Source organism: Streptomyces sp. NPDC002787 (genome assembly GCF_053592095.1).
The window spans coordinates 253133-264740 of record NZ_JBSFVC010000002.1; the positions used below are offsets into that span (position 1 = coordinate 253133).

Annotated in this window: 8 protein-coding genes; 3 read left to right on the forward strand and 5 right to left on the reverse strand. The window is 71.9% G+C overall.

Features of this window, described 5'->3' with window-relative positions; all coding sequences use genetic code 11:
* The first annotated feature begins 23 nt into the window (after nucleotides 1-23).
* On the forward strand, nucleotides 24-1631 hold the full coding sequence (locus ACWD26_RS03250; RefSeq protein WP_451265674.1) for a SpoIIE family protein phosphatase: 1608 nt from the start codon (nucleotides 24-26) through the stop codon (nucleotides 1629-1631).
* Nucleotides 1632-1697: 66 nt separating this feature from the next.
* A complete protein-coding gene (locus ACWD26_RS03255) occupies nucleotides 1698-2054 on the forward strand; it encodes a 5-carboxymethyl-2-hydroxymuconate Delta-isomerase (RefSeq protein WP_451265676.1) in 357 nt (118 codons plus the stop codon).
* Nucleotides 2055-2063: 9 nt separating this feature from the next.
* On the opposite strand, the gene ACWD26_RS03260 is transcribed toward ACWD26_RS03255, so the two are convergent.
* From ACWD26_RS03260 to ACWD26_RS03270, 3 genes are all read right to left on the reverse strand, one after another.
* Nucleotides 2064-2753: a TetR/AcrR family transcriptional regulator gene (locus tag ACWD26_RS03260; protein ID WP_451265678.1), complete on the reverse strand. Its 690-nt coding sequence runs from the start codon at nucleotides 2751-2753 to the stop codon at nucleotides 2064-2066.
* A 60-nt stretch (nucleotides 2754-2813) separates the two neighbouring features.
* A complete protein-coding gene (locus tag ACWD26_RS03265) occupies nucleotides 2814-4778 on the reverse strand; it encodes a hypothetical protein (protein WP_451265680.1) in 1965 nt (654 codons plus the stop codon).
* 169 nt (nucleotides 4779-4947) lie between these two features.
* Nucleotides 4948-8076 carry an alpha-N-acetylglucosaminidase gene (locus ACWD26_RS03270; RefSeq protein ID WP_451265682.1) on the reverse strand — a complete coding sequence of 1043 codons (3129 nt, stop codon included), beginning with the start codon at nucleotides 8074-8076 and terminating at the stop codon, nucleotides 4948-4950.
* A gap of 115 nt (nucleotides 8077-8191) precedes the next feature.
* On the opposite strand from ACWD26_RS03270, the gene ACWD26_RS03275 reads away from it, so the two are divergent.
* Entirely contained in the window at nucleotides 8192-8644 is a 453-nt protein-coding gene (locus ACWD26_RS03275; RefSeq protein WP_451265684.1) for a hypothetical protein, read from the forward strand.
* A 99-nt stretch (nucleotides 8645-8743) separates the two neighbouring features.
* Here ACWD26_RS03275 and ACWD26_RS03280 read toward each other — a convergent pair whose 3' ends face one another.
* Nucleotides 8744-10330 carry a DUF1996 domain-containing protein gene (locus ACWD26_RS03280; protein WP_451265686.1) on the reverse strand — a complete coding sequence of 529 codons (1587 nt, stop codon included), beginning with the start codon at nucleotides 10328-10330 and terminating at the stop codon, nucleotides 8744-8746.
* Nucleotides 10331-10607: 277 nt separating this feature from the next.
* Nucleotides 10608-11555, reverse strand: a complete 948-nt coding sequence (locus ACWD26_RS03285) for an NAD-dependent epimerase/dehydratase family protein (RefSeq protein ID WP_451265986.1) — start codon at nucleotides 11553-11555, stop codon at nucleotides 10608-10610.
* Nucleotides 11556-11608: the final 53 nt, after the last annotated feature.

Genomic DNA, 11608 nt, shown 5'->3' on the forward strand with positions numbered 1-11608 from the left:
CGAACGAGAGCCTCATGAGCCTGATGGCCGACGAAGCAAGCACCACAGTGCTGGTGGTCGACGACGCGGCCGCCAGCCGGTACGCGATGGGCGCGGTACTGCGCCGGGCCGGGCACAGCGTCGTCCCCGTGGCAAGCGCCGGCGAGGCCCTCGCCGAACTCGACCTGCGGCTCCGCTCGGGCGTCCTGCCCGATGTGGCCCTCGTCGACGTGGGCCTGCCCGACATGAGCGGCTTCGAACTCTGCCGCCGCCTCAAGGCCCGGCCCCCGACGGCCGCGCTGCCCGTCGTCCACTTCTCCGCCGCGGCGGTCGCCCCCAGCGACCGCTGCCGGGGACTGGACGCGGGCGGCGAGGCCTATCTGACGGTCCCCGCCGAACCCGAGGAGATCCAGGCGGTCGTCCGGGCCGCCGTACGCGGCGCCCGGATGCGCAACGGCGCCGAGGCCCTCGTGCAACGGCTCACCCTGCTGTCCGAGACCATCGTCGACGTCCAGGCCGCCCGCACCCTGGAGGAGCTGGCGGGGGCCGCCGCCGAAGGCGCCGCCAGGCTCGCCCGGTCGCCCGCCGCCGTGTTCGTGCTCGGCGAGGACGGCCACCTCTACAGCGGCACCTCCCGGGCGAGGGCCCGCACCACCCTTCCCGGCGCCGGCGCGCACGAGGCGGTGGCCCGGCTCCTGCGCCGCATCACCGACGGCGAGCCCGGCCCGCACGACACCGTCGTCCCCGCGCCCCTGTGGCCCGCGGGCTTCTTCCGGCCCGGCGTCTCCGAGGACGCCCGCCTGGTCCTGGCCCGCACCGAGGGCGGCACGCCCGTCTGTGTCGCCACGCCCCTGCGCGGCACCGGCACCGCGACACCCGGCACCACGGGGCTGGTCGCCCGCCTCGCCCAGGCCACCGCCCTGGCCGCGCAGCCCCTCCTGATGTACCAGGTCGAGCGCCATGTCGCGCTCACCCTCCAGCACAGCTTCCTGCCCCAGCGGGTACCGGAGTTCCCCGGCCTCGAAGTCGTCGTCCGGTACGTCCCCGCGTCCCGCCAGACCGAGATCGGCGGCGACTTCTACGCGGCCCTCTCCACGCCCGGCGGCGTCCTCACGGCCGTCGGCGACGTCGTCGGGCACTCGCTGGAGGCGGCCACCGTGATGGTCGAGATCCGGCACGCCCTGCGCGCCTACTGCGTGGAACAGTCCGACCCCACGGCACTCGCCGAGCGGCTCGACCGGATGCTCCAGCACTACCACCCCGACGTCACCGCCACCGTCTGCCTGGCTCTCGTCGATCCGGCCGGCGGGCGGGTACGGGTCGCCAACGCGGGCCACATACCGCCGCTGATCGTCCACGAGACCGGCGAGGCCGAGTATGTGAAGGCCGCCGGGCCGCTCCTCGGCCTCGGCCTCGAACGGCCCGAGCCGACGGAGACGGTGCTGTGGCCGACCGACCGGCTCCTCATGGTCACGGACGGGCTCGTGGAGACCCGGGGCATCGATCTGTCGCTCTCCCTGGAGCAGCTGCGGGCCGCCGCGGCGGACGCTCCGCCCGGGACGGTCGCGTTGTGCGACACCCTGCTGCACTGCTTCGGGCGGGACCGGGAGGACGACATCGCGATGCTGGCGTTGCGCCTGCGGCTAGGCTGACGGGGTTGCCTTGTTGTTGACCTGGTTGTTCACCTGGTCGCTGACCTTGTTGTGAAGGGGCGCCCCATGCCGCAGATCACCGTGGACTACTCCGCCGTACTCGCCGAGGGCTTTGACCGGCCCGCGTTCGCCAAGGCCCTGCACGAGGAGGTCGTGCGGACCGCCGCCGCGAAGCCGGAGGCGTGCAAGACGCAGTTCCGGGCGACCGAGGACACGGTGGTCGGGCCCGACACGGACGGCCACGCGATCGCGCATGTCACGCTCGGGCTGCTCGCGGGGCGGACCGACGAGACCAAGGTGACGTTGACGGAGAACGTGCTCGGGCTGCTTCGGGAGTACGTGAAGGTGGGGGAGGGGCTGGCGTTCCACGCGTCGGCGGAGGTGCGGGACCTCGACCCGTCGTACCGGAAGTTCGAGAGCTAGACGAGAAGCTCAGGCGCGCAAAGCCACCAGGCGCCCGACCAGATCGCTGAACGGGCCCTCCTGGGGTTCCTCGGCGAGCATCTTGCGGAGCAACGCCGCCATTTCCTCGTCCTGGGCCGCGCTCACGGCTGCCAGGGCCGCGAAGTCGTGGACGAGCTGGATCTCCAGTTCCTGTCTCGGGATGCGGCGGCCGTCCAGCCAGAGCAGGGCCGTGGACTCGGCCAGGGAGATCCAGGAGCGGATGACGAGTTCGAGGCGGGCCGGCGGGGTGTCCATGTCGAGGTGCGAAAGGATCTGGACATAGGCGGCCTGGCGTACGCCGTCGATGAGGGCGTTGGTGCGGGACGAGCCGACGGCGGGGCCACCGCGCATCAGGGCGGCGAAACCGGGGCCGTGTTCGTCGACGAAGTCGAAGAAACGGTGGGTGACGCGGAGCAGGCGGGCGCCGAGGGGACCCTCGCGGGGCTCGACGAAACGGCTCGCGAGATCGTCGGAGGCACGCTTCAACGCCGCCTCGTACAGGCTGAGTTTGCCGGGGAAGTAGTGGTAGACGAGCGGGCGTGAGATGCCCGCAGCCGACGCTATCTCGTCGATGGAGACCTCGTCGGGCGAGCGCCGGCTGAACAGGTCGAGGGCGACCCCGATCAACTGCTGCCGCCGCTCCTCCACGCCCATCCTGCGGCGCGCACCTGTTCGCATACGAACACCTTACCGATTGATTCCAGCCTGCCATGGGCTGGATCGCGTATCGGTGTTCGATCACTGACCGGACCGAAGCCCGTTGATCTCCCGGCCGTTCGCCAGCGTGCCCTTCAACTCGGCCCGGACGCCTTCCCCGGCCGGTACGGCGAGGAGGTTGCCCTGGGCCGAGCCGCTCGCCCCGCCGCTCAGTTCGATGGAGACGGTGTCCTTGCTGCCGGCGGCGAGGAGGTAGGAGTCGCCGGTGGCGGACTTCCACGGACCGGTGGCGAGCACATGGGGATCGGCGGGGCCGCAGGCGGGCACCTCGTCGGCGGCGGCGGTGATGTAGGCGCCGGCCGGGGTGTCGAACTGGGTCAGCGCCCGGGTGCCCGCGCCCCGCCAGGTCTCGGTGCGGGTGCACACCCAGTCGGCCGTGCCGCTGCCGTCGGGCAGCGGCTGGCGGGCGAACTGCCAGGCGTTCACGGTCCGCACGCCCTGCGACCGTACGGCCGCGAGGGAGCAGGCGAAGGGCGACCAGGTCACGGGCGAGGCGGACGCGTCACGGCCGGGCCCGCTCGACGGGCGGCCGACGGTGAGATGCGCGGGGGTCACCTCGGACAGGTCGGTCAGCATCCGCGTACCGCCCCGCGCGTCGGTCAGCTGCAGGACGTCCCACGACCGGCACTCCCCGGTACGCAGCGCCGGGCTGGCGAACGGGGCCGTCGTCCCGTCCTTCGCCAGCGCGAGCTTCCGCACCTCGGCGTCGGGCTTCGCCAGATCCCGTACGGCCGCCTCCCGCACCCAAGGGGCCGTCAGATAACGGACGTTGCCGTCGGACCGGCCCAGCACCAGGGCGCTCGCGCCGGCGCCGGACGCCCCGTCGACCCGGGTGAGATCGAGGGCGGCCATGCCCGGGTTGTCGAGGGGCTCGGCGTAACGGGCGATGCGCAGGCCGTCATGGAGCATCACCACGCGGAGGTTGTCGACCTCGCCCGCGTACAGCAGCTGCGGCGGACCGGGCGGGGGGCCGGCCGGGGTGCCGAGGGTGACCGCGACCTGGACGGACTCGCCGGGGCGGGCCCAGACGGCGAGGGCGCGCCGCAACAGGGCCTTGTCCTTGACGAGATCGCCGCGCGCGGGCCAGGTGGTGAAGTCCGTACGCCCGGTCGCCTGCCAGGCCGTGGCCGTCGCCGTCGTCAGCTCGGCCGGGTCGAGGGCCGCCTGGGCCGCCGGATTCCGCGCGTACGGGGGTGCCGCCGCGCCGTCGGGTCCCCAGGCCTCGCCCGGCAGGCCGAGCAGCGCACCGCACGCGACCACCGCGGCCGAGGCGGCCAGCGCGGCCTTCGTGTGCTGGCGGCGGCGCATCAGGTCCGTGGGGCGGGCGTGCAGCGAGCAGGGGTCGTACTCGGGGGAGGCGAGGAGCGGGTACTGCTGGGGCGAGACGGAGTCGGCCTCCTTCAGCGCCGCCGCCGGGTTGTCGACGCCGGCCTCTTCGAGGAGGGTCTTGATCACAGGGTCGGGGAGCTTCTCCAGACCGCGCAGGACGTAGGCCGCGCGGGCCGGGGAGGTGAGCGCCGACAGCCGCTGGTCCAGGGCCAGTTCGTCGGCGCCGCCCGAGCGGGGGAAGAGACGCAGGCCCCACACCTGCGGCAGCAGGGGCGGCAGTTGGGACCGCTTCGGCCATGCCTTGCGGCGGAGGGGGAGGCCCGCCTCCAGGGCGGTACGGACGACTTGGAGCCGGACGAAGGCGTACCCCGGGCTGCGCTCCCGGCCCGGCACCGTCCCTGCCGCCGTGCCCGTCGCCGTGGACTGCGCCGGGATCAGCGATGTCGTCTTGCGCCCCCGGGGCAGCGCCCGCTGCGTCAGCGAGTGGGCCGTCAGCACGCGACGGTTCCGGCCGAGGCTGGGCGGCAACGTCAGATACGCGAGCCGCACCAGGCGCGGGTAGTGCTCGACGAGCGCGGCCTCCGCCTGCTCGACGTCCACGACCAGTTCCTGGGGGCGGTGAGATGAGGGGCGCGGGGCGACATCCTGTGACTGCACGTTCAGCAGAACGAGCGAATGGTCGGATGGTGGCGCCCAATGGCTCGGGGCGCGTGTGAGTTGGCGGGTGCGGGTGGCGTGTGGTATCTCGCGCGGTTCCCCGCGCCCCTGGTCTTTCAAGGGGCGCGGGGAACCGCGCGAGAAGCCCCACCGGCGGGGCGGGAAACCGCTACGTGAGCGACCACCCACTGAACTCGACCGTCCCCCGAGCCCCGCTCCCCCCATTCGTCGCGCTCATGAACAACCCCACATCCTGCGCCCCCGCCGCCGCCCCCGGCACACTCACCGAGGCCACCACCCGCCATGTCGCGCCCTCATCCGTGGAGCACTCCCCCGTGTACGAACCGGGAGCGGTCCGCGTCAACCGCAGCGACACCGGCGCCTTGACCCCCGTGATCCGCCGATACGTGTCGAGCGTCCCGTCGCCCGTGCTGTCGTACGACAGGACCACCCCGTTCGCGGGCGTGACCGCGAGGTTCAAGAAGCCGGGCGACCCCGCCGTACCGAGGCTGTCGCGCACCACGATCCCCGCCCGCGCCCAGTTCCCCGTCGCGGCCTGGGAGTCGACGCGCAGTACGGCGGACGTACCGTCCCGCAGCGCCCCCGGTCGGTAGAGCGTGCCGAACTCCGTCGTCCCCCGCCACAGATCCGCCCCGCCGCCGTCGATGGCGAAGCGGTCCTCCAGTTGCCCGAAGACCGCACCGTTGTTGGTGTAGGTGCTCCACCCCGCGTCCAGCGCCCCCGCCTCGAACAGCGTCCCGTCGAACCGGCTGCTCACCCGCTCCTCGCCCCGCGGACCGTACTGGACCGTGATCGTGTACGGCAGCGGCCGCAACGGCCGGTCGAGCGGCGCGTCCGGCGCGTCCGCGCGCCAGCGCACCGTCCCCGCCCCGGCCGCCGGCACGCTCGCCAACGATGTCGGCCCCTCCGGCTCGACCGTGCCGTCGAACCCGGTGAGCGCGAAGTCCACCCGCCCCGTCGCCCGCAACCCGTTGACGTTCCGGAACTCGGCCGAGACGCGCGCACCACCCCCGGGCGGCAGCACCGGCGGCTCCGCGCCGACGGTCAGCGTCCCCTGGTACGGCGCCCGCGCCAGGACGTCACGCACCCGCCCGGCCAGCGCGTACGCGTCGCCCACGGGCCGCAGGGGATAGTCCTTGCGCTCCCGGGTCCACGGCTCCTCGAACGCGAACCAGTCCACGGCCGCCGGAGCGGTCCCCGTGGCGAGCGCGTCCTGAAGGGTGTCGAGCCACTTCTGCCAGCGCGGGACGTAGAAGTCGGCCATGAGGCCGTTCCACTCCCGGTTGCCGTACTCGTGCAGGTTGCCCGTGTCGGAGGTCGCGCGCCCGCCCCACACCGTGATCAGCACCTTCGCCGTCCGCTCGAACTCGGCCCGCTCGGCGTCGTTCGTGGCCATCAGCCGGGCGTCGTTCACCCACGGGCCCAGCAGGAACGCCCCGTTCGCGCCCGTGACCTCGTCGGACAGCCGCATCAGCCGCAGCCAGAGGGTGGACAGGGCGCGGAAGGTCTCCAGGTCCTTGCGCCGGTAGGCCTCCCGCAGTTGCGGCAGATACTGGCGGCCGCGGTGCGCGAGCGCCTGCCGCGCCACGTCGACGACGTCGTACTTGTACGCCGGGTTGCCGCGCAGCCCGCCCGCCACGCCCAGCAGCCCGGCGAGGGCCGCGTCGAAGCGGCCGGGGTCGTACGTCAGTGTCCTCGGCGCGTACTCGGCGGCCCGGTCCGCGGCGAGGTCGGGGCGGGCGCAGAAGAGCGAGTCGTGCGGGTCGCTGCGCTCGACGGCTCGCTGTTGGTACGCGGTGTCGTGCAGCGCCCGCCAGGCCCCGCGGGCGGAGTCGTCCCGGCCGCCGTAGCGGAAGTCGGCGTACGAGGAGAACCAGGCCGCCCGGTCGAGCTTCCTCGGTGTCCACGCCAGCTCGGAGAAGAGCTCGAAGGCCGCCGGGTCGCGGTCGGTGGCCTCCGGCATGAACGCCGTACCGACCAGCGCGCTGTTCGCCTTGTCCCGCCAGGCGAAGAACTTGTCGTTCCAGATGTGCGCGCGGGCCCCGATCGTCGTACGGCCGCCGAAGTTGGGGATCGTGCCGAAGCAGTACGGCGTGCCGCCCCAGTCGCGTTCGCGGTCGGTGACGCTCGTGTAGCGGTCGGAGACACCATCGACGATCAGCATCCTCGACCTGTCGATGGCGTCCAGGAGTTCGGGCAGGGGGTTCTCCTGCCAGCCGAGGATCACCCAGGTGGCGCCCGGGTGGGCCTTCTGGAGGGCACGCTCCACACCCTGGGCCGCGTCCGGGACGGGTACGTCACCCGCCGTGCCGCCCTCGTGGAGGAGGTCCATCTTGAAGTGGGCCGCCTCACCGAACACGTCCTTCACATGGCCGTAGAAGGAGGCGGCGACGCGGGCGAAGGAGTCGGTGCGCGGATCGAGCCAGTCGGGGCGTTCGAAGCCGTGCCAGATGCCCTGCGGGACGACATGCGCGTCACCGCCGTTGCGCTCCACGAACTCCTTGGGCACGTGGCCGTAGTAGCCGGGGAGCACGGGAGCCATGCCCAGCTCGCGCAGCCGGTCGGCGATCCGGCGGCCCAGCGCGGCCCGGCGGGCGATCAGCTCGGGGGAGAGGGGGCCGCCGTAGCCGGAGAGGTTCTGCAGCAGCCACCAGGGCTGGTGTGAGGGGGCGGGCAGCCAGGCGCGGGACTCCTCGTCGGAGTAGCCGAAGTCCTTCAGCAGCCGGTGGTAGACGGCCTCCATGCCCGCGATGACCAGCACCTCGTTGCAGCCGTGCGCCGCCAGGAGGTCGATCTGGTGTTCCCAGTACGACCAGTCCGCGTACGGGGCGGTGTAGCCGTCGTTGGTGTCGTTGAGGGCGAAGCGGTGGGGGAGGGCGGTGGATCTCTCCAGGGGCCGGGCAGGGGCGGGGAGGCGGCGAGGGAGGTCCAGTTGGCTGCCGTTCCAGGCGAGGTGGGCCCCGCAGACGTACTTGAGGTACCAGTGCACGCCCATGAGCAGCGTGGCCGGTGTCGTGGCCTGGACCTGGATGCGTCCGGTGGTGCCGGTGACCCGGAACCGGTCGACGGTGCCGCTGCGGTCCAGGAGACTGAGCCGGAACTGTCCGGCGTGGCCGGGCAGCAGCCGATTGAGCGCGGAGCGCGCGGGAGCCGTATCGAAGACGGGGCCCCCGCCGGGGCTCTCTGCGGCGTGGGCCGGAACCGACCACTGCAGATAGGTTCCGAGGCCGATGACACCGGCCGAGCCCAGCACCGTGCGTCGCGACGGACTGTTCATGTCTGTGTGCCCCCTGTGTCGACAGTGGCGGCACGCTAGCTGGGCGACCGTCCGTGAACAACGGTGCGCACGGAGCTGGCGAGTTCATGTCGCCGGAATGGACCCGGAGGTACGGATGAGTTTGACCAGGAAGAGGCTTGCGGGAAGCGCGGCCGGAGCGGCTGTCGCCCTGCTGGCGCTGACCGGCTGCGGCTCGGCCGACGACGCCGAGGCCGCTGTCCCCAAGACGGCGACCGGGACGCTGGAGCACATCGCGGGCGAGGTGGGCTGCAAGCCGGACATGCAGACGGACGCCGACACGATCCGCCAGGCCCTCTGCACCAACAAGGACGGCGACTTCGACGGCAAGTTCGTCCTCGCGACCTTCGCCACCGACCGCGGTCAGGCGGAGTGGCTCGCCGGCGCCAAGGACTACGGCGGCTACTACCTCGTCGGCCGCAAGTGGGTCGCCGTCGGTGAGAAGAAGACGGTGGGCGGGCTGCAGGGCACGCTCGGCGGGGAGATGCAGGAGGGGTCCGAGCACATGAACCCCGGCGGCAGTCACAACAACGGCAGCCACAGCGGCTGACGACGAGGGAAACCGAAAGCCGGCGGTGGGTTCCCACCGCCGGCTTCCTCGTTACTGCGTCGTACGTCAGTACCTCAGTACGTCAGTACCTCGGTGCTGCTACTGGCAGTCCTGGCCGCTGTTGATGCACTCGACCATCTGGTTCATCGTGTTCTCGTCGAAGAAGTTGATGAAGTCGTTGTGGTCGGTGATCGCCTTGTGCAGCTGGTCCGGGAAGGAGTCGATCGCGTAGGCGTTCTGCAGCTGCCCGTTCTGGATGGACGGGGCCGGGATGTCGTAGACCAGGCGGACCTGGAGCTGCGGGATGGCCTGGAAGCCGTTGGAGCAGCTGCCGTCCTGGTTGACGAAGTCGACGTGCGTGCGGTGGTTGGCGCTGTCGATGTTCTGGCCGTCCCAGCAGCTCTGGAAGAAGGACGTGCGGACCACGGAGCTGCCCTGCGGGCAGATCGGGTACTTGTCCGTCACCACGCGGTCCTCGAAGCCCGTGCAGCTCCAGTTCGTGTTGGCGTTGTTCAGGCCGTTCACGAAGGACTTGGCGTCACCGGTGATGATGCGCAGCGCGGTCGGCATCGCGACGACGTCGCCCTGCTTGTTGCCGACGAACTTCAGCTCGGCCTGGCTCGGCTCGACGATCTTGCCGACGTTGCCGTCCTGACCGCCACCGGGGGCGTTGGCGTCGATGTCGTTCGTGCCGTCCTGCAGACGGATGACCGGCCAGAAGTAGGAGGACTTGTCGCCCTGGTTCTGGCAGGTGGTCTGCGCGTTGGCCAGGTCCTGGTCGCTCGCGAAGGCGTTGTTGCTCTGGTTGCCGACGTAGTCGTGCTGGTGCTGGGCACCGTTGCTGACACCGGGGGCGACGATCACGTTGTCCGAGTTGCGGAGCTCGTTCTCGTTGGTGCCGCAGTTCGTGGTGAAGCTACCCGTCGAACCGCCGTCACCGTTGGCCGCGAGGCCGTTGCCGTTGACGCCCTTCGGGCCGCCGTTCGGCTGGACCTGGTTGATGTCGATGAAGTCGCCCGCGACCGGACCGTTGCCGCCCTGGCCGTCGCCACCCTGGTTCTGACCGTCGCCACCCTGGTTCTGGCCGTCGCCGCCCTGGTTCTGGCCATCACCGCCCTGGTTCTGGCCGTCGCCGTTCTGGTCCTGGCCGCCCTGGTTCTGGTCCTGGCCGTCGTTGTTGCCGCCCTGGTCCTGGCCGCCACCCGCGTTGGTCTGGTTCGGGTCGGCGACGCCCTTGCAGCCGGCGAGCTGGTCCATGCCCTGCGGAGTCTGCCCGCCCGCGTTCCGGATGTTGATGCCGATCCGGTCGAGGGTGGCCACTCGCTTGGACCTGAGCGGGCCGATGATGGCGTTGTTGACGAAGCCGGCGTCTCCTGCCTGGGCCTGGCGCGTGTCAGCGAGGCGCTTGTAGGCCTCGGTGATCTGCTGGTCCAGCAGCGCCAACTCCTTGGCGACCCCCGCGCGTGCCTTCTCGGGCACGTTCGTCAGCTGCTGGCCGACATCCGGGCAGTCGATGGTGGCCACCTGCGCGGAGGCCAGCGTGCTGTTCTGGTTGGACTTCGACTCACCGGCCGAGGCGTAGAAGTTCGCCCAGACCAGGCCGCCGCCCGCGACCGCGAGCGCCGCGGATGCGGCAATGGCCCGGACGGCCAGCGGCGAACGTCGTTTCCTTGTGTTGCGTCCCATGGAACTCCTCTGACTTCCTTGCGGGGCATCGAGGCGCCCGACAGGAGTGAAGCGGCTCCCTCACATACGCGGGGAGTCCCAGGAGTGTTCAGGCGACTCAGAAATCGATGAGAGATTCGTGGGACAAACTGGTTTCAACGCCCCTTTAAACACCGGGAGTTGCAGACCGCCTACGGCGTGTGCGCGGCGACCGCCCCGGGCGGGGTCCGTGAAGGGATCGTTTCGGCGGCGCTGGCCAAGATACGCGAGAACCGCCGCCCGCATGCCGATTTGCCGTCTATGGGCCCAGCACCTTCGCCTCCACCGCCGGGGCCAGTCCCACCGCCGGCCGGTCCGGTCGCCGGGGCGCGACCCCGCCGAGTCCGGTCAGCCACTCCCAGGTGTCGCGTACGGTCTCCGCGACGCCCCGGCAGCGCAGTCCGTCCCCTACGGCCCGTGACACGTCCGCCCGGTGCAGTGCGTCGTGGAGATCGCTCCCCTCGGGCACCCACACCGGCAGCTGTGTCCACGGTTCGATCCCGGCATCGAGGAGCAACTCCGGTTCCGTCCAGCGCAGTTCGGCCGACGATCCGGTCACCCGTACGCAGGTGTCGAGCAGTTCGCCCATGGTGGTCACGCCCTGCGGGCCGACGAGGTTGTAGGCGCCGCTCGACTTCCGTTCCACCGCGTCGAGCATCCACGAGGCGAGATCCCGGACGTCGATGTACTGGAGGGGGAGGTCCCGTGGGCCGGGTGCCAGGACGGGTCCGCCTCGGGCGACACGGTTGAGCCACCAGGGCAGACGGCCGATGTTCTCGTACGGCCCGAGGATCAGCCCGGAGCGCACGAGGAGCGAGCGGTCGGAGCCGAAGCCCTCGACGGCGGCCAGCTCCCCGCCCCGCTTGTCGCGGGCGTAGTCCGTCTGCTCCGCGTCGGCCGACGCACCCTCCACCAGCGGTGCCCGCTCGTCGTAACCGGCGGCCGGCGGCCAGGCGTACACCGAGCAACTCGACACGTACACATACCGTTCGGCCTTGCCGGCCAGCAGCCGCGCGGTGTCCCGAACGGCTCGCGGCGCAGCCGACCAGGTGTCGACGACGACATCCCACCCGTCCCCGCCGGAAGCGGGGCCGGTGGTGGAGGCGTCGACGAGCGCCGCGAGCCCGTCCGGAGCGGTGGGGGGGGGCGCCCCCCCCCCCCCCCCCCCCGGGGGGGGGGGGGGGGGCCGGGGGGAGAAGGGGGACACCCCGCCGCCGGGGCGCGCCGAGTCGCCCAGGGGGCGGGGCCCCCGAGACCGGG

Coding starts and splice junctions, on each gene's coding strand:
- ACWD26_RS03275 (WP_451265684.1), top strand. CDS start 8,192: ATGAGTTTGACCAGGAAGAGGCTTGCGGGAAGCGCGGCCGGAGCGGCT.
- ACWD26_RS03255 (WP_451265676.1), top strand. CDS start 1,698: ATGCCGCAGATCACCGTGGACTACTCCGCCGTACTCGCCGAGGGCTTT.
- ACWD26_RS03280 (WP_451265686.1), bottom strand. CDS start 10,330: ATGGGACGCAACACAAGGAAACGACGTTCGCCGCTGGCCGTCCGGGCC.
- ACWD26_RS03260 (WP_451265678.1), bottom strand. CDS start 2,753: ATGCGAACAGGTGCGCGCCGCAGGATGGGCGTGGAGGAGCGGCGGCAG.
- ACWD26_RS03270 (WP_451265682.1), bottom strand. CDS start 8,076: ATGAACAGTCCGTCGCGACGCACGGTGCTGGGCTCGGCCGGTGTCATC.
- ACWD26_RS03250 (WP_451265674.1), top strand. CDS start 24: ATGGCCGACGAAGCAAGCACCACAGTGCTGGTGGTCGACGACGCGGCC.